The 18,249-nt window shown below is 49.5% G+C and carries 14 protein-coding genes, 2 tRNA genes and 1 other RNA gene; 4 read left to right on the forward strand and 13 right to left on the reverse strand.

Going from position 1 to position 18,249, the window contains the following annotated elements; genetic code table 11:
- Positions 1-53 precede the first annotated feature (53 nt).
- The 4 genes from HC352_RS09035 to HC352_RS08105 form a co-directional block, all read right to left on the reverse strand.
- Entirely contained in the window at positions 54-1,157 is a 1,104-nt protein-coding gene (locus HC352_RS09035; protein WP_211080663.1) for a hypothetical protein, read from the reverse strand.
- 293 nt (positions 1,158-1,450) lie between these two features.
- Positions 1,451-1,526 (reverse strand) — tRNA-Thr (locus HC352_RS08095).
- Positions 1,527-1,631: 105 nt separating this feature from the next.
- Positions 1,632-2,480, reverse strand: a complete 849-nt coding sequence (locus HC352_RS08100) for a DsbA family protein (RefSeq protein WP_168918392.1) — start codon at positions 2,478-2,480, stop codon at positions 1,632-1,634.
- Between the two features lie 54 nt (positions 2,481-2,534).
- Positions 2,535-4,208 (reverse strand): serine/threonine-protein kinase, encoded by a 1,674-nt coding sequence (locus HC352_RS08105; protein WP_168918393.1) that lies wholly within the window; start codon positions 4,206-4,208, stop codon positions 2,535-2,537.
- Positions 4,209-4,430: 222 nt separating this feature from the next.
- Between HC352_RS08105 and HC352_RS08110 the strand changes: the two genes are divergently transcribed.
- A complete protein-coding gene (locus HC352_RS08110) occupies positions 4,431-5,558 on the forward strand; it encodes an ABC transporter ATP-binding protein (RefSeq protein WP_168918394.1) in 1,128 nt (375 codons plus the stop codon).
- Positions 5,559-5,653: 95 nt separating this feature from the next.
- Positions 5,654-6,904 carry a DUF4032 domain-containing protein gene (locus HC352_RS08115; RefSeq protein ID WP_168918395.1) on the forward strand — a complete coding sequence of 417 codons (1,251 nt, stop codon included), beginning with the start codon at positions 5,654-5,656 and terminating at the stop codon, positions 6,902-6,904.
- Positions 6,905-6,933: 29 nt separating this feature from the next.
- Here HC352_RS08115 and recR read toward each other — a convergent pair whose 3' ends face one another.
- The 3 genes from recR to ffs all read right to left on the reverse strand — a co-directional run bounded on the left by recR (position 6,934) and on the right by ffs (position 10,156).
- On the reverse strand, positions 6,934-7,548 hold the full coding sequence (gene recR / locus HC352_RS08120) for a recombination mediator RecR (protein WP_168918396.1): 615 nt from the start codon (positions 7,546-7,548) through the stop codon (positions 6,934-6,936).
- On the reverse strand, positions 7,548-9,962 hold the full coding sequence (locus tag HC352_RS08125; protein WP_247645187.1) for a DNA polymerase III subunit gamma and tau: 2,415 nt from the start codon (positions 9,960-9,962) through the stop codon (positions 7,548-7,550). Before HC352_RS08125 ends, recR begins: the two co-directional genes overlap by 1 nt.
- Before the next feature lie 98 nt (positions 9,963-10,060).
- Positions 10,061-10,156, reverse strand: an RNA gene (gene ffs, locus HC352_RS08130) — signal recognition particle sRNA small type.
- A 121-nt stretch (positions 10,157-10,277) separates the two neighbouring features.
- Here ffs and HC352_RS08135 point away from each other — a divergent pair.
- Positions 10,278-10,365: transfer RNA gene (locus HC352_RS08135), tRNA-Ser, on the forward strand.
- A 65-nt stretch (positions 10,366-10,430) separates the two neighbouring features.
- Here the strand turns inward: HC352_RS08135 and HC352_RS08140 are convergent.
- Positions 10,431-11,735, reverse strand: a complete 1,305-nt coding sequence (locus tag HC352_RS08140) for an MFS transporter (RefSeq protein ID WP_168918398.1) — start codon at positions 11,733-11,735, stop codon at positions 10,431-10,433.
- Positions 11,736-11,889: 154 nt separating this feature from the next.
- On the opposite strand from HC352_RS08140, the gene HC352_RS08145 reads away from it, so the two are divergent.
- Positions 11,890-12,462 carry a LytR C-terminal domain-containing protein gene (locus HC352_RS08145; RefSeq protein WP_168918399.1) on the forward strand — a complete coding sequence of 191 codons (573 nt, stop codon included), beginning with the start codon at positions 11,890-11,892 and terminating at the stop codon, positions 12,460-12,462.
- On the opposite strand, the gene HC352_RS08150 is transcribed toward HC352_RS08145, so the two are convergent.
- From HC352_RS08150 to cysS, 5 genes are all read right to left on the reverse strand, one after another.
- Positions 12,459-13,832: a uracil-xanthine permease family protein gene (locus HC352_RS08150; RefSeq protein WP_168918400.1), complete on the reverse strand. Its 1,374-nt coding sequence runs from the start codon at positions 13,830-13,832 to the stop codon at positions 12,459-12,461. The two genes, HC352_RS08145 and HC352_RS08150, sit on opposite strands and share 4 nt — an antisense overlap.
- Before the next feature lie 99 nt (positions 13,833-13,931).
- Entirely contained in the window at positions 13,932-14,453 is a 522-nt protein-coding gene (locus tag HC352_RS08155) for an ASCH domain-containing protein (protein ID WP_168918401.1), read from the reverse strand.
- A gap of 18 nt (positions 14,454-14,471) precedes the next feature.
- Positions 14,472-15,758, reverse strand: a complete 1,287-nt coding sequence (locus HC352_RS08160) for a ubiquitin family protein (protein WP_168918402.1) — start codon at positions 15,756-15,758, stop codon at positions 14,472-14,474.
- Between the two features lie 2 nt (positions 15,759-15,760).
- Positions 15,761-16,744, reverse strand: a complete 984-nt coding sequence (rlmB, locus tag HC352_RS08165) for a 23S rRNA (guanosine(2251)-2'-O)-methyltransferase RlmB (protein WP_168918403.1) — start codon at positions 16,742-16,744, stop codon at positions 15,761-15,763.
- The gene (cysS, locus tag HC352_RS08170) at positions 16,744-18,171 is read right to left on the reverse strand and encodes a cysteine--tRNA ligase (RefSeq protein ID WP_168918404.1); all 1,428 of its coding nucleotides are present in this window, start codon (positions 18,169-18,171) and stop codon (positions 16,744-16,746) included. The genes rlmB and cysS overlap by 1 nt, the downstream gene beginning before the upstream one ends.
- Positions 18,172-18,249: the final 78 nt, after the last annotated feature.

Consider the following 18,249-nt stretch of genomic DNA (forward strand, 5'->3'; position numbering starts at 1 on the left):
AACACTCCCGGTCACAACTCTAAGGTACTCGATATCTCTCCTACGAGTGTAGTTTATGCATCCCGGCGAGATGCCTTGGTTGCAATAACACCGAAAGCACCTGTTCCTAGCGCAAGCAAGGAAATCATCCACATAGAGAATACGCCGGTGCTAGCGAGTACTTTCTTAGGATCTTGCGGCATGTCCTGCTGGTAAGTGCCCGAGTTGTCACTATTTGAATTATTGGTAGTTTCATTGCTACCCGAAGTACCGTTTTGTTCTTCATCCTCAGCCGATCCGGCAGTCGAGTCGCCTTCACCATCAGTAGTACCGTCACCGTCAACAGTGCCGTTATCTTCACCATCAGTAGTACCGTCACCGTCAACAGTGCCGTTATCTTCACCATCAGTAGTACCGTCACCGTCAACAGTGCCGTTATCTTCACCATCGGTAGTACCGTCGCCATCGGTAGTTCCAGTATCTTCACCCTCAGTCGCGTCTTCAGGGATAAAAGGATTCTCAACAGCAACATACTGAGGATTCATTTCCAATGATTTTAAGCCAATTGCGGCGCCTTCACCTACTCGCGTGGTGTAGACTAGACCGTTTTCAAATTTTGCTGAAGCATCAATTTCAAAGCTTTCAGTAGCCTTAGTTACTTTAAAAACTGCATCAGAAACCTCAGTGTACGAAGCCGGATCAATGCCGCGGAAAATGAAAGTATGTCCATCAGGTTGTTGTTCTGCTTCAATGCGTTGAACTGCACCACGCGACATTACAATTTTTGCGCGGGTATCGTCGCCATCAAGTTCAAACCCAGTGCATGGATAAACATCTGCGTGCGGCATCGAAATTGTTTCAGTATTTGCTGGCAATGTGTAGGTGACAATGAGGTCACGCACTTCGCCTGTAGCACAGTTGTAGGCACGAACGTCGCGGTTATTTGCAGCTCCACCACTAATAAAGAAATCAGTTGGGAGTAGGATATTTCCATTATTGATAGTTACTTCACCGGGAACATTCGGCGTTTCAGCACTCTCAAAAGGCAAAATATGTGCGCCGGAATTATAAGGGAAAATAGTTGGCGCAGCATAGGCGACCGCACCGAAAACAGATGCCAGCACAGCACCTGCGACAGCGGCAGTTGCTACACGCATAGTTTTGGGAAAGTGATTCATTCGCAGTTCTCTTTTCGTATGATGACTTTTTCTGAGAACACCAAGAATACTAAAAACGATCACTATTCTCTAGCAAATTTTATGAGATGTGACACTTTTATTGAGACACTCCCCGGCATATCGGGGACTAAGCAGTCAGCATTAACACAATTTACTGTTTTATCTCACTGCGCGCTCTAGATGCCAAAACTATCTGTAAAAAGAAACCCTGACAGTTCCGCATTCCCATGTGGAAACACAATTTTCAGGGGATTTAAACTTCAGTGAAATATTGTATCTGAATAACCGTTTGATGGAGCCCCCTGTCAGACTCGAACTGACGACCTACGCTTTACAAGAGCGTCGCTCTACCAACTGAGCTAAGGAGGCGTGCGCATCAGTCGAGCAACTGGTGCGCATAACAATAATGACAGAGATTACCCGGTGATGCCAATTGCACCACCGGGTAATCTTCGACACGTTTAGTAAAAAGTGTTACTTTCCAGCTGCTTTATTCAGGATTTGCGGGACAATCTCATCTGGATTTCCCTCAGTCCACGAATCATCAGCCTGACCATTGACCGTCAACGTTGGTGTTCCGGTATAACCATTATCGCGGAATACCTCCACCGTCTTTGATACCAGAGCTTGCCATTTTTCATCGGTAATCGACGCTGGCAAATCGTTAACAACATCCTCAGGAACCCCAACGCTCTTAGCAATATCAGCGATATCGCTTGCTGACGGATTCTGCGGAGCGGATTGTGCATGGATCTTTTCACCATGAGCCATCAGCGCACCATTAAAAGCCCAGGCTTTGTCTGGAGCATACTGGGCAACATAATAGAAAGCCGTTGCTCCCTTGGTAGAAAACTCAGTGGCTAACGTATTGACCAAGTAAAGCTTAATCTGCAAGTCTTCTTGATCCAAATGCTCTTTCAGTAGTGGACTAAACTTAGCCTCGAACCGTTCACATCCCGGACACATATAGTCAGACCACAAACCAATAACTGGCTTGCCTGATTCACTTGCCGTTGCAACTCCATCATGATCGAAGAGAACACCGCCGTCGTCGGCAATATTATCGGTCTTAACTTCACGAACACTGCCCGTATATGAGCCAAGATCCCGTTCTTTTCCTTTATCAGTGGTAACAATTTGCCAAATAGCGAACGCAACTAACAGCAATGCCACAACAGAAACGGCAATGGTAATAACCTTGCGCTTCTTTGCTTGCTTCGCCTCAAGCTCCTGCAACAGACGAGCCTTTTCCCGAGCCGCCTGCCGGCGTTCTTCTTTCGTTTGCCGATTGCTCGACATACCTGGAGTATTCTTCGATGCCATGTACTTGCCTTAAATTCAGTTAAAGTGGACTGCTTTGATAATAAAACGTTTACGTTAATAATTAAACCTCATAGAGCGCGCTCCATGAACGAAAAGGTCGAATAAATCACCTTGTATCCCACTAATCGGCGCAACCGCCACCACAAAGATCGCCACACATAACGCTATGAGCGCAATAAGGCACCAGAAAAAATAATAGCCCGACGTCGGCGCAATATTACGAATCGTCACCCGCCACCCAATACGTGCCATCCGTCCCCAATCGACCTGCCACATCAAGATCAAGCACACACACATCGCCATAGCGAAAAGTATCCGAATATCTATGGCGGCGTCGTGCGCGATAAGACGATCTGCGAACCACACACTACCAAAGCCGCCGACTCCGCCAACAACTGCACCAATAACACACATAAAAACAGCATGTATCAACACCAACGGTGTCCGAATAACCACCGGGAACATACCTGTCTTTCCACGGCGCTCGCGTGCCTGAGCATGTTCCCACAGCCCACCAATAACAAAAAATACGATAAACGCCACGCCACTGAGCGCGCTTGCCACAATCACCTGCCATCCAGCAAGTACCGCGAGCGCCAAACTCGCCAACACCCACAACAGACGATAATGATGTAGCACCGGTCGGTGTTCGATAAAGCTCTCCCACTCAGCAACCTCATTATCGTCATCAGGCCGGAAACTAGGGTCAGGTGGGAAACTGAGGTCCGGACCGAAAGTAGGGTCAAGCGGGAAGCTAGAGAACCGCGCAGGCGGTTGCGCGATGAGTGTGCGCGCCACCTCGTCGTCGGCAGAAAAAGAATCGACTGTCACAACACGTGTTGATTCCTCGTCACCAACTGGGGTTTCCGAAAAATCTGGGGTCTCATCTATAACCGCAGGAATTTCGACGACGCGGGTCGCTTCTTCAGCTAACGACTCAACAAACTCCTGCGGTCGGTCCAAGGCACGCAAAAAATCATCAATCGTTAACCGTTGCGAAAGATCTGGTGCCAAGGCAGCCCGCAACACCCGCGCCACATCTGGATCCACGCCAGTAAAATCTGCCTCGCCTCGCATCACCTGGCGCATTATCGCGACCGGCGAGCCATGAAACAGCGGATGCCCACTAACAGCAAACCCAATCACCGCAACCAAAGCCCACCAGTCGGCAGCCTCATCTGGATCCTCGCCGGCAATAATACGCGGATCAACATAGCCCGGAGTATGGGCAAGGGAACCTGGCTGGGTTAGTCGAGTCGAGTCGATAGCTTGCGATATTCCAAAATCAATGAGCACAATGCCCTGCGGTCCAATCATGACATTTGAGGGCTTGATATCCCGATGTAGCACCCCCACTTGATGTACCGAACGCAATGCGCCAACCAGTTCATGCGCGAGTTCAACAAGGTCCGAGTCAGCAAAAATTCCATGATCGCCAACATCAGCTTCTAAAGTGGGCCCGTCGATTAATTCGGTGACGATGAAAACGTCGTCGTCGAACTCGACGTCGAGAATCTGAGCAACATGCGGGCTAGAAACCCGTTGCAACATCCGCACTTCACGAATCAATCGCTGGCGTCCATGCGGATCATCAAGCAACGCCGGGTTCATACGTTTTAATGCTACTCGCTGCCCGGAGGGGCTTTCCGCCTCATAGACGGTTGACATGCCACCAAACCCAATCCGCTTGATTAACTTATAGCCAGATAGTTCGCCGCGTTCGCGCATCACCCCTCCTTTTCCTATTACTTAGCCTAGCCCAGCTCGACGACGAGGTAACCCACCTGACGAAAGCTCACAAATTCACGTGTGGGATACCTAGAAAAATCACTCAAATTGTGCAACAATAATACCAGCTTCGCACCGAGGCGAAGCCTGTGTCAGAGTCGACACTCAGACACCTTTCACAACGGATCGTCCGGCACGTACCTGCCGGTGAAGGGATTGGTAATGGCTACCGTTACTTTCCAAAACGCTACCCGCGTATATCCAGGCGCTGATAAGCCTGCAGTCGATAAACTCAACCTTGAAATTGCCGACGGTGAGTTCCTCGTTCTCGTTGGACCTTCAGGTTGTGGTAAGTCCACCTCGTTGCGTATGCTCGCTGGTCTTGAAGATGTCAATGCTGGTCGCATCCTCATTGGTGATCGTGACGTCACCGATGTTTCGCCAAAAGATCGTGACATCGCTATGGTTTTCCAGAACTATGCGCTCTACCCACACATGACCGTGGCTGACAATATGGGATTCGCTCTCAAAATTGCTGGTGTTGACAAAGCTGAAATCCGTAAGCGGGTTGAAGAAGCCGCCAAGATTTTGGACTTGACCGAGTATCTTGAGCGTAAGCCGAAGGCACTCTCCGGTGGCCAGCGTCAGCGCGTTGCTATGGGACGTGCAATTGTTCGTAAACCACAAGTCTTCTTGATGGACGAACCACTTTCTAATTTGGATGCCAAGCTTCGTGTTCAAACCCGTACACAGATCGCTTCGCTACAGCGTGAACTCGGCGTAACCACCGTTTACGTTACTCACGATCAGACCGAAGCATTGACCATGGGCGATCGCATTGCGGTTCTCAAGGACGGTCTACTGCAACAGGTTGCTTCACCATCTGACATGTTTGCCCGCCCAGCTAACGCATTCGTTGCCGGCTTCATCGGCTCCCCTGCCATGAACCTTGGTAACTGGCGTGTTGAGGGAACTCAGGCCATCTTTGGAGATGCCCGCTTGGATCTTCCAGCACATGTAGTGAGCGCACTTACAGCTGAAGACAACGGTGAGATCACCATTGGTTTGCGTCCCGAAGCATTCGATGTTTTGCCACAGGCAGACGCTCATTCCATTCCATTGAAGGTGACATTTGTTGAAGGTCTAGGTTCGGATGCCTACGTTTACGGCACAATCGTAGGAGCCAAGAGCGAATCACAGCGCTTTGGCTCTGGCGATAATTCCGATACGATGGTTGTCCGCATTCCACCAGAGAATGTCCCAAGCCCGAACGATGTTATCTACTTACGCCCACGCGCTGATCATGTCCACTATTTCTCGGCTGCCACTGGCAACCGAATTGGTGACTGATCAATCTCGTGACTAAAGTGTGAGAGGGTGCGAATTAGTTCGCACCCTCTCACACTCACTATCGACGATATTGCACTTACCAAGGAACGTATCTCATGTTTAAAACTCTGCAGATCACTTCAGCTACGGTCAGTCCTGCGCTTTTGGACTTACCGTGGAATATTCCTTTGGAGGACTGGCCAGACGATATCGTCACTAAACTACCCCGTGGTATTTCTCGCCACATCGTCCGCTTTGTCAAATTAGAGAATCAGATTATTGCAATCAAGGAAATCGGCGAAACGGTTGCATATAAGGAGTACGAGACCCTACGGAATTTAGAACGACTAGATGCTCCTTGTGTTGAGCCTTTTGCAGTTATTTCTGGGCGAACTTCTGATAACGGTGAACCACTCAACGCCGTGCTAGTCACTAAACATCTTCCTTTTTCTCTGCCTTACCGCGCACTGTTTGGCCAACAAGCAATGCGTTCGGAAACTGTTGATCGACTCATCGACGCGCTGACTGTTTTAATGGTCCGGCTGCATTTATTAGGTTTTTTCTGGGGCGATGTGTCACTATCCAATACTTTATTCCGCCGTGACGCTGGCGAGTTTGCTGCCTACTTGGTGGATGCAGAAACTGGCGAGATAGAAGATAACCTTTCAGCTCGCAAACGTGCTTATGACATTGATGTTGCACGTACCAACATCATCGGCGAACTCATGGATCTTCAAGCCGGTGGTGTGTTAGACGAAGACTTTAACACAATTGCTGTGGGCGACCGTTTTGAACGGCGTTACCGCGAATTATGGAATGAGTTAACCAGTGCAGAATCTTTCGCCCTAGCCGATCGGTGGCGAGTTGATGCACGTATCCGCCGGCTCAACGAACTTGGTTTTGAGGTAGGCGAACTGGAAATGAGTACTGATATTGACGGTACCCGCCTGTCAATTCAGCCAAAGGTTGTTGATGCTGGCCATTATTCTCGTAAGATCATGCGATTAACGGGAATGGATGTTGAAGAAGCACAAGCACGCCGAATTATGAATGATATAGATAGCTATCGTGCCGTGAATGGGCAATGGGATATGCCAGATTCTATCGTGGCCCATGATTGGATGGCTAATGTGTATGAGCCTGCTGTGAACGCTATTCCATACAACCTGCGTGGCAAACTTCAACCGGCACAGCTATTCCATGAAATTCTCGAACACCGCTGGTACATTGCCGAACAAGCTGGTCATGATATTGCGTTACACGATGCTGTTCAATCCTACATACACAATATCTTGCCGCTACACCGCGAAGAAGCTACTATGCTAGAGCGTGAAGCTCCGCATGAACCAGTGGATTATTATTCCTGATCCGCCCCATTGCGCTTCGCCCCATTGCGCTACGACGGCGTGTGGATTCGCTGGCGGCCTTCTAGCGCACGCGATATTGTCACTTCGTCGGCGTATTCCAGATCACCACCGACTGGCAGACCAGAAGCTAAGCGAGAAACGACAACGCCCATATGTGCAAGATTGATCGCCAAATATGTTGCTGTTGCTTCACCTTCAACATTAGGATCCATTGCCAGAATAACTTCTTTAACAGTGCCGTCTTGAAGTCGCGCATATAGTTCACGAATTCGTAGATTTTCTGGACCGACACCGCCGATGGGATCAATAGCGCCACCTAACACGTGGTATTTTCCACGGTACTCACGTGAACGTTCAATAGCAACGATATCTTTTGCTTCCTCAACAACGCATATCGTGCTATCTACCCGACGCATATCAGAACAGATTCGACACAGATCCCCTTCAGCAATATTTCCGCACACGGTACAGAACTGTACTTTTGCTTTGACGGCTTGTAGTGCGGAGATGAGTTCGGTGACGTCCTCATCGCTTGCTTCCAAAAGATAAAAAGCGATGCGTTGGGCGCTTTTTGGTCCTACTCCAGGAAGGCGACCTAATTCGTCAATCAGTGCCTGAACTGCACCATCGTAGACTCCAGCCACTATTCACCTCCCTGACGATCAGGTATTTCTTCAATAACTTGTGCATTAAACGTATCGAGAAGAACTTTTAATCCCACTAACGAAGACTCGCTAATATCGGGATCGTCTTCAGAAACTTCTTCCCATTCCGGGGAAGGCTCTGTTGGTTCTTCAGCCCGGATAGGTGGGTGGACTTCCCACACTGGCCGTTTTTCATCATTTGGCGTATTGGACGACGTGGGTTGAGTTCTCGGTTTTTCCGTTACCGGCACTGGCGCTGGCGGGGTCATTGATATGGCCGACGACGACGTATCCTCACCCGGATATTCGAGTGGCGGAATAGCTGGCATTGGTTCAGCAAAAAATGGTACCTCACCGATCGGTTCCACCCGTGGCGCGTTGCGTTCGACAGTTGCGGGAGAAGCGCTAGAAGCTGGCAGTTCAGCCACCTGTATATGATCGTTGCCTTTTAGCTTAGCTGTACCATCAACCAGGGCACCTAAAACTCCAGCCGGATCTGCATCATCTTGGCGTTCAACTAAGGACGTGGGAGTATCGATAGGGTTTTCTTCTTCGTATTCTACTTCTGCTACTGGCTCATAAGGCACAACAGCATCTTCTTCAGGAAGTGCCTCTGGGCTTGGTTGAACATGTGGCATATCGCCCACTGGTTGGGCCGTATTCTCTGGAACAACTGGCGTAGTTGTATCTAGAGCGGCCTTATCTTTTGGGGATGATGCCTCATCTTCGGCAATAGCAGTTACCGCAAGATCGATGTGAAGAATGTCCTTAATCACATCGGCTACATGAGTACCGGAAGCACGTTGATTAAAACGCAAAGCTACCGCTGGCATTGCGAAAGCAATCCGCAAGGTGTTGTCAGTAACATCGTATGGCCGGGCACCTGCTTTGAGCTGGTTGCGCACCAAGGCGCCAAGGTGAGGGTGTGCCACAATCTCATCCCATGACTGGCGGACTTTATCAAAGATAGCCTGAGCTGGCCCGGCCGCAGCAACTCGCGCTTGTGCCGCAGCCGAATCTGGCAAACGTTCTGGACGTGCCGGTGGCACCTCGGGAACTACATCCTTGTGCGGTGGATCAGCATGCGTAGCTGGAGCCACTACTGGGGCAGGTTGCGGCTGTACTGCAGGAACCGCTGGAATATCCTGCCGGGCAGCAATAGCCTCTTGTGCCGATGGCTTCTTCCACTTTTTAAGTTCTTGTGGTGGTGTTGATACCTGTCCGCCTTCCACAACGCTTGCTCCGGAGGCAGTATCTGCGATGCCTACTTTTTCTGCCTGTGCAACTACAAGACGGGCACACAATAGTTCAAGCTGTAACCGTGGCGCAGTAGCCCCCACCATCATATTGAGAGCATCGTTAGTTATATCTGCACAACGTGAAGCCCGAGCAGCACCTAACCGAGTAGCCTGATCGGCCATGCGCTGATATTGATCATCAGGAACTGACACGAAAACATCCCTAGCGCTCTGCCCCGTCAACGCAATAATGACCACATCACGTAGCCGTTGCAGTAAATCTTCCACAAATCGACGTGGATCATGGCCAGATTTCACAACTGAGTCAACCACACCAAATAACTGCACACCATCGCGTTCAGACACTGCACTAACCGCATCATCAAGCAGATGAGCAGAGGTGTAACCCAATAAGGCAACCGCTCGATCATAATCTAAAGTGTGCGAATCAGAACCACCAATGATTTGATCCAACACCGAAAGAGTGTCTCGCACCGAACCCGTACCAGCCCGAATCACTAAGGACAAAACTTCCTTAGAGGCAACCACTCCTTCTTGCGCACAAATACGAGCTAGATATTTCTCTAGTTCTAAAGGAGGCACAAGCCTAAACGGATAATGATGCGTACGCGAACGAATCGTGCCGATAACTTTCTCCGGCTCCGTCGTCGCAAAAATAAACTTCACATGCGCCGGCGGTTCTTCAACCAACTTCAATAGCGCATTAAAGCCTTGGTTTGAAACCATATGCGCTTCGTCAATAATGAAGATCTTAAATCGATCCCGTACCGGAGCGAAACTCGCCTGTTCGCGAAGCTCACGCGCATCATCTACACCACCATGCGATGCCGCGTCCATTTCCACTACATCTAGTGATCCAGCACCATCACGCGCAAGATCCCGGCACGAATCGCACTGCCCACACGGAGTATCGGTTGGATAGTTCACACAATTAAGGCAACGCGCAAGAATACGAGCCGACGTCGTTTTCCCACACCCGCGCGGACCAGAAAATAAATACGCATGGGTAGTACGCCCCGCGGCCAACGCTGCTCTTAACGGCGCGACGACGTGGTCTTGCCCAATAACTTCTTGGAAGGACTGAGGCCGATAACGGCGATACATGGCTACACTCACAAACACCATCTTACTCGACCGCTCCCACACCTGACTCATCAGATGCACATACTGTGGATAATGCCGATTATCCACCAGCTAGTTAACCAAGATTACCCGACCAACCGCGACAAAAAATACGCACAATATAGCACAATATAAAGGACTCCCCACGCACCCGCCAGAGCCCGGCCTCCTTGCTGCATTCCTGCCCTGGGGAATTAACCGAAGATGACGCCACGTGAGGAGTCGACTTACAGTGTACGCGAATTTTCTCAACGATGCGAATTATTGCCTAGGTAACACGCCACCGATTCGCACCCAGGCTCTGTTTTCGTATACCATTAACAGGTACATCATTAACGATGCTACCCAGGAGGATTCGCCTAGTGGCCTATGGCGCACGCTTGGAAAGCGTGTTGGGTGCAAGCCCTCGGGGGTTCGAATCCCCCATCCTCCGCCAGTTACCCCGGACTATTTCACGAGTCCGGGGTAATGTTTTTCATGACCTATTTTCGCCGTCGAAAACTAGCGCAAGCCCTCGTCCGTCGGCCCAAATTTATTGTTCAAATAACGCTCTCGCGGCCCATGGATATCAACAAACGGCCACCGCCGGCGCGAATGCAACTGCACATCCCACGACGTCTTCGCCCACACAAAAATAATCAAAGCCACCAAGATCGAGCCAATACCACCAACTGCAATCGACCAGCGTGGCCCCCAAACCTCCCCGATCCAACCCACAACTGGCGAACCAATCGGGGTAATGCCAAGATTAACCGCGAAATAAATAGCCAATACTCGGCCACGCAATTCCGATGGCGTACTTATCTGCACAAGCGTATTAACCGAGATCAAAAACGTGAGCATCGTAAACCCGGTAGGAATCATTAACAATGCAAAAATCGTGTAGGTCGGAGCTAGCGAAGCGGCAATTGCCACCACGCCAAAAGCCACCGCGTACAATAACAACTTTGAAAATCGAGGAGCTTTGCGACGTGCCGAGAGTAACGCACCACTTAACGAACCAATAGCGAGCATCGAACCAAGGAAACCATACGATCCAGCACCCATGCCATAAACATCAGTTGCCATCAAAGCCTGAGTAACCTGGAAATTCAGCCCCAAGCCAGAAACCACCGCAATCATCACCAATATCGCCAAAATATCTGATCGGGTACGCACATAAGCAAACCCCTCCCGAAGCATTCCCTTACGGCGCGCAACACGTTCATGAGCAAAGAAATGCTGCGGTTTCATGATAGTTAATGCGATAACGGGGACGGAAAACAGCGCAAAATTTAGAATAAAAACCCAGCCCGGCCCAACAAGTTCAATCAAGAGTCCAGCCAATGCCGGACCAATTAACCGAGCGATATTGAACGACGTCGAATTTAAACTAATCGCATTAGGTAACGACGAGGCCGGCACCAGTTCGGACAAAAAAGTATTTCGAACCGCCGACGATAACGCATCAGCCGTCCCAGCAAGAATAGCCGCAATATAAACATGGTAAAGCTGTGCCGATCCAGTAACTAACAAAACGCCAAGAACTAAACCGATAATGGCAACTGTTATTTGCGTTATTTGAATCAATCGACGACGATTAGCCCAGTCAGCAAGCACCCCACCAAACGGCCCAAGCAACATTTGGGGAAGGAACTGAAAAGCAGTCACTAGCCCAACAGCAATCGCAGAATTCTCTGTTAAAACAGTCAGAACTACCCAGATTTGGCAAACGCGCTGCATCCATACAGCTGTTGCTGAAACAAGATTAGAAATAAACCACAAACGATAATTTGGATAAGACAAAGAGTGGAAAGTTTTAGACATGTATCGACCTCGCACTTATATTCTAGCCGACTTTCTTGCCTTCTTTTTAACCTCGAGCCAGTACTCGGCGAACAGCATAAAAAATCACTCAATTCGCCATATTTTGCCCGCAAAGTTCGCCCAAAAGACTTGTTGTGCGCTAAATTATATTAATGTGAGCACCCCATATGATCCGCGCGCGGAATATCGCAAGCGCATTCAACAGCGTCAGACCGTTATCTTCGGTTCAATTTCAGCCGTCATGGCATTCTTATTCGTTTTCGGCTCGCTTATTTGGGTGGGTATTATCCCAGCACCATTCGATCGGGAATTTTCCAAGAAAGCTGAACCGGTCCATATCGTGCCATGCCCACCCAACGACATTCAAGCACGGGATCTGACCACCATCACCGCACGCGTCTACAACTCCACCTCTGTTAGCGGACAAGCCGGCGCAGTCGGCCAAGATCTTACCACTCTCGGAGTGACCGTGGCTGAAACATCTAACTGGCGCGGTGCTCCATTGCCAGAAGCTACCCGAATCATTACCGGTAAGAATAATATTGACGCAGCCTACACCTTGCGCGCTTACTTCCCTGGTTCTACCATTCACTTCGATGAAACAAATACCTCCGATTTACTCGACATTGTCATCGGTAAAAAGTTCAATGGCACAAATATCGGCCCCAGCGAAGAAGATCTCACTTCCGCACTGGAGCCGATAAAGGACTGTACGTCTATTAACTAGCGGTTGTCATGCTCCCGAATAAGAGCACCTTCTTCGAGTTCAGCACCTGCCGGCGCTGACGCTGGAGTAGCTGGCTCGATTGTTGTCCCGCGCCACCGCGATATCGTACGCATCACGTGGTAAATAATGATTGCACCGAACGAACCGAGCGCAATCCCGGAAAACTCTAGCTCACCTACGAAAAGTGTGTAATTCGCGATCGCCATAACCATTGCTACCGCGGCAGTATTGAGATTAACTGGATCTGAAAAATCGACTTTATTTTGTACCCAGATTCGGATGCCTAGCATACCGATCATGCCGTAAAGAACCGTTGCTGCACCACCCAAAACACCTGGCGGAATAGTCGCAATTGCAGCACCAAACTTTGGCAACATTGACAAACACAGTGCCATTCCAGCTGCCACGATATATGCCACGGTTGAATAGATTCGGGTAGCAGCCATCACTCCAATATTTTCGGCGTACGTCGTCGTCGCCGAACCGCCACCAGAACCAGCAATCATTGTTGCCACGCCATCAGCAAACAACGCACGCCCAGTATAGGTATCAAGATTTTCACCAGTCATCGCGGACACTGATTTCACGTGACCAACATTTTCAGCAACAAGCACCAAAACGACAGGGATAAATAACGCGAATAATGTCAGATCGAAAGCCGGCGCACGAAAATGTGGCAGACCAACAACATTTGCCGCCTGCACCGCACTAAAGTCCACTTCGCCACGAATAATCGCTGTCACATAGCCAACAATAACGCCGATTAGAATGGATAGCCGACCCATAATTCCCTTGAATAACACTGTCGAAAGTAAGATCGCCATAATAGTGACAACCGCCGTCACTGGAGCTGCCTGAACGTTATTCCATGCAGCCGGAGCAAGGTTAAAACCAATAAGCGAAACAATCGCACCAGTAACTACCGGCGGCATTAGCACATCAATCCAGCGAGTTCCCGCGAAATGCGCACAAATGCCGATCAAGGCTAACAAACCACCAGTCATAATAATGCCTCCTTGAGCTAAGGAGGCTAAATGATCATCGAGTGGCTGTCCGCCATTGGCAACATAACCTGTTACCGCACCTATCGGAGCTAAGAAAGCGAAGGACGAACCTAGATAAGAAGGAATACGTCCGGCAGTGATAAGGATAAAAAGAATGGTTCCGACGCCGGTGAAAAACAATGTTGTTGCCGGATCGAAACCAGTAATGAGTGGAACAAGGAACGTTGCTCCAAACATAGCCACCATATGTTGGGCACCAACCCCAAATGTGATAGGCCATGAAAGGCGTTCGCCTGGTGGAACAATTTCTCCGGGGGCGATCTTAGTACCGTCCCCGTGTAACTCCCACGTAAATAGCTTCGACATATGCGTCTCCTCGCGAAATTCTTTTACACAAACGTCCAGAACTATACGGAGGAGACGACAACAATAGCAAGCTCCCTAGATGTGATGTAGCATATACCGTCAGCTAAGATCAGTATCCACGCGATACATAACGTCAAAATGTTCCACAATAATATTTGCTGTTTGGCTGAATTCAAGGCCTAAAGCACTAGCATCAGATGTAAAAACACGAGTATGCTCAGCAATCCACTGCTCTAGCGAACCCTCACCTTCCGCTTTTGCTATCTCATCATTGATCTCATTAAATGGGACAACCTCTACTTTTCGATTCCGCAATAATGCAACTGGACGGGCCTCACCATCCAATAAAATTGCTAAATCGCCAGTACGCGGATAGGCCTCATTAGTCGCATCGTAGGCTGGTGCATAACTTGTTGTCACTGTCTTATTCCCGGAGACAACAAGGTTGGCAAGCTCGCTAGCAAGCTCCCGAGTTCCGTCACCAAAGGCAAACGCTGGGGGTTCGACTGCGATGGTATCCGTCATCCCCATCACCCCTGGCACCTCAGCGAGTTTTGACCGAGTTTTAGCCCGCGTCCAAAAGGCGGTTAATTCTTCTTCTCGCGGTTGTGGAACAAACATGTTTCTCCTTTGTTGCCCTCAGGCTTGCCAGTTACGGATATTACGCCAAGTTTCAATGTCCTTTTGCTTCCGATCAACGATACTGCGCATGTACGTCGTCGTTCCGATCCGAGTAAAAGCGCTCAATAAAACACCGGTACCAACCACAAAAAGCGTCTTTCCGCCAGCCCCTTGCCGATGACGATGGAGTGCGGTCGCTAATAATGCGCCAGCTAAGGTAGCTTGGGCAGCCGATCCAATAGCAACCAGCCATGGCCGATCAATATAAATTTTATTAACCGCCCGCATCATCGAAGGCTCAAGCACGCCTTCGCCAGCAAACTCCCATGCCAACATATCTTCAAAAGACCAGTCATCGGGTGAAACCAACTTTGTTGCCGGAATCGCTGACAATGCCCCTTTACCTGCTAAAACGTCAGCTATTTCTGACGGTAACCCCAAGGTGCGGATGAGAGTCCGCACTGCTGCTTGTGGTTCAACAAGTAACGCATGGCGCATTTCGGCAAAAGTAACATTCACCAAATCTGCAATTGCTAAACGGGCAATGGCACCTGCTCCTAGCTCATCGCACACAAATTCATGAGCAACAGATCCCTCGGCAATCCAACCAAACACCGGCATTTCCCCTGCCCAGTCCCATACTAAGCGAGTGTTATCCCGGCGAACCATTAAGACGGGGTTGGGTTGATTAGCCACATTAGGCGCCAAAGCCATCACATAATTTGGCCGAGGAAAAACTTTTCGGTAGCTTCCCAATGACTCCTCCGAAACCAAAACGCGCATATTGCCAAGCTTAGATACAACAATTGGAGCTTGTTGCGTATTTGCCATCGAAGGAACTTCTGCCATAGACATATCCGTCATCAGCATCATTGGACCAGCCGAAAAATCGGGTATTTGTGCCCCACTAATCCCTTGATCAAAATCTTCTTCCCCAGTTACCGGAAGCGGCTGGGCTAGATCGACATCGTCGTCGACATCATCGTCAATATCAACTGCACCAATATCGAGAGGACCGTGAACCACCTCACCGTCAAGTTCAACAGCAACTTTACGTAACTTATCTTGCATCTCAACCAAAAGATCACTGACTGTCAGCCCACGAATCACCGTTCCAGCATCATCAAGCATGGCAACGCGTCGCCGTCGACCACTGATAGCTACCTCAAACTCATACCCGTGCGCGACATGGCGCCCACGCCCCAAAATCTGTTGCGAAGCGAAAAATTCCGCCACTTTTTCTGGCGTAGTCAAATCAGGATCTAAGATGTCGATATACCCTTGAACGGATCTCCACGATGTCATGATCATGCCTTCTTCTGATGGAAATTTCTACGGTTAACATCAAATTGATATAACGCAATACCTGTTGCTACTGCAGCATTTAATGACTCCATATCGGACGCGATAGGAATTGCCGCAATAGCATCACAGGTGTCTCGAACTAGACGCGATAGGCCGTTACCTTCCGATCCTGTCACTATCACAACTGGCACATCAGCCATATCTAACGTGTCAATTGTGGCACTGGCTTCGCCTGCTAAACCAATAACGAAGTAGCCTTCTGACTTGAGTTCTTCCAAAGCTCGCACCAGATTGGTCTCGCGGGCCACTGGGACGCGAGCAGCAGCTCCAGCCGACACTTTCCAAACCGTTGCGTTCACCCCGGCACTACGACGTTCTGGAATTAGCACTCCATCTGCCCGAAATGCTGATGCCGAACGCATCGCAGCACCAAGATTGTGCGGATCAGTAACCGAGTCCAAAGCAACAATAAGTCCCGGTTCAAGATGGTCACGCCCCCGCGCCACCAGTTCTTCTAAATCAACATACTCATAAGGCGGAATTTCCACCGCAATACCTTGGTGGACTTGACCGTCAGTCATCGTATCTAATTCTTGACGAGTAACCTCAATAAGTTCTGCATTCGATTCAGTTGCTGCCCGCAATACAGTTGCCACTCGATCGTCATTGACAAGTGAGCCAACAACAAATACCCGGCTAAATGGAATACCTGAAGCCACGATCTCAACAACCGGATTACGGCCTCCTACCAGTTCATATCCTTCAGGAGTATGCAAGTGGCCACGCAATTTTGGTCCGGCAGCCTTTAACGCTGCCGCTTCGCGGGCGACTTTTTTCTTATACGCCGGATGATAGGTACGTTCTTCAGCTTTTGGAGTTGGACCCTTACCTTCTAACCCACGACGACGTTGGCCACCTGACCCTACCTTGGTTCCCTTTTTTCGACCTTTTCGCACTGCGCCGGGACGCCCAAAATGACCTGCCATTACTTTTCTCCGATCTTCCAGCGCGCACCCGCTGCTGAATCTTCTACAAGAATTCCTGCTTCTTGTAACGAATCACGCAAAGAATCTGCACGTTGCCAATCTTTTTCTGCCCGTGCCTGAGCACGCTGAGCCAAAATTGTATGCACAAGGGCATCGAGTGCATCATGATAATGCGCACCAGCCGAATTCTCTTCACGCCACGGCGTGGCGCATGGATCTAGTCCAAGAACGTCGAGCATAGCACGAACTAAAAGCTGTTCCCGGCGTACACTCTCATCTTCTTCAATAGCTAACGCATTATTACCAGCGGTAACGTGTTCATGGATAACCGCGAGCGCAGCCGAAACATTAAGATCATCATCCATCGCATCAACGAAATCTTCTGGAAAATCTGCTAATTCCAGACCAGCAATTTCTGCCATGGGAACTTCGCCAACTTCATCAATCGCACGCTGAACAAAACCCGAGAGTCTATCCCAGATAGCACTCGCTTCTGCTAACGTTCGTTCCGAATAAGCAACTGTTGATCGATAATGCACCGTCCCCAACGCCAACCGGACAACAACCGCCGGATGCTCTCGCAGAATATTGGCTACGATCAAGGAATTTCCTAACGATTTACTCATTTTTTCCCCGTCGATCGTCACCCAAGCATTATGCATCCAGTACTGGGCGAAACCGTACCCGGCGCCATGTGACTGTGCCTGCTCATTTTCATGATGCGGAAAACGTAAATCAATACCGCCCGCGTGAATATCAAAAGATTCCCCAAGATATTTACCAGCCATAGCAGAACATTCGAGATGCCAGCCAGGTCGCCCACGCCCCCATGGCGTCTCCCACGAGGCAGTAGCCGGTTCACCAGGTTTAGCTGCTTTCCACAACGCAAAGTCACGCGGGTTACGTTTGTCAGCTGCAGATTCGTCGTCGTCAGAAAAATCGTCAAGAGTTTGGCGCGTCAACGAACCATAATCTGGCAACGAAGCCACATCAAAGTACACATTTCCAGGATCGCCCACATAGGCGTGACCCCGATTGATCAACCGCTCAATAAAGGCAATCATTTCTGGAATATGCCCAGTGGCGCGGGGCTCATAGGTAGGCCGTAGCACTCCTAATGCGTCATAAGCAGCACTAAACTCGTTTTCATAAATATAGGCATGCGCCCAAAATTCCCGGCCCTCTTGAGCTGACTTAGCCAAAATTTTATCGTCAATATCAGTAACGTTACGAACCATCGTCGTCTCATAACCGCAACGACGCAACCAACGCACCAACACATCAAAAGCTAGTGCCGAGCGCATATGTCCAATATGCGGTGAGCCCTGTACCGTTGCACCACACAAATAAATACTTGCTTTACCTGGAGTCAAAGAAGTGAACTCGCGCATCGAACGCGTTGCTGAATCATATATATGTAGTGCCATGGTGATAATTTTACACGGAAATACCCCAACCGCGGGCACGCACACTTACCCTGGTAAAAACATATTTTTACCTAATTA

Origin of the sequence: Arcanobacterium buesumense (assembly GCF_012563545.1) — a bacterium.
Lineage (GTDB): Bacteria > Actinomycetota > Actinomycetes > Actinomycetales > Actinomycetaceae > Arcanobacterium > Arcanobacterium buesumense.

Excerpts from the sequence above, each read along its gene's own strand:
- HC352_RS09035 (WP_211080663.1), bottom strand. The coding sequence starts at position 1,157 with ATGAATCACTTTCCCAAAACTATGCGTGTAGCAACTGCCGCTGTCGCA.
- HC352_RS08100 (WP_168918392.1), bottom strand. The coding sequence starts at position 2,480 with ATGGCATCGAAGAATACTCCAGGTATGTCGAGCAATCGGCAAACGAAA.
- HC352_RS08105 (WP_168918393.1), bottom strand. The coding sequence starts at position 4,208 with ATGCGCGAACGCGGCGAACTATCTGGCTATAAGTTAATCAAGCGGATT.
- HC352_RS08110 (WP_168918394.1), top strand. The coding sequence starts at position 4,431 with ATGGCTACCGTTACTTTCCAAAACGCTACCCGCGTATATCCAGGCGCT.
- HC352_RS08115 (WP_168918395.1), top strand. The coding sequence starts at position 5,654 with ATGTTTAAAACTCTGCAGATCACTTCAGCTACGGTCAGTCCTGCGCTT.
- HC352_RS08125 (WP_247645187.1), bottom strand. The coding sequence starts at position 9,962 with ATGAGTCAGGTGTGGGAGCGGTCGAGTAAGATGGTGTTTGTGAGTGTA.
- HC352_RS08140 (WP_168918398.1), bottom strand. The coding sequence starts at position 11,735 with ATGTCTAAAACTTTCCACTCTTTGTCTTATCCAAATTATCGTTTGTGG.
- HC352_RS08150 (WP_168918400.1), bottom strand. The coding sequence starts at position 13,832 with ATGTCGAAGCTATTTACGTGGGAGTTACACGGGGACGGTACTAAGATC.
- HC352_RS08155 (WP_168918401.1), bottom strand. The coding sequence starts at position 14,453 with ATGTTTGTTCCACAACCGCGAGAAGAAGAATTAACCGCCTTTTGGACG.
- HC352_RS08160 (WP_168918402.1), bottom strand. The coding sequence starts at position 15,758 with ATGACATCGTGGAGATCCGTTCAAGGGTATATCGACATCTTAGATCCT.
- rlmB (WP_168918403.1), bottom strand. The coding sequence starts at position 16,744 with ATGGCAGGTCATTTTGGGCGTCCCGGCGCAGTGCGAAAAGGTCGAAAA.
- cysS (WP_168918404.1), bottom strand. The coding sequence starts at position 18,171 with ATGGCACTACATATATATGATTCAGCAACGCGTTCGATGCGCGAGTTC.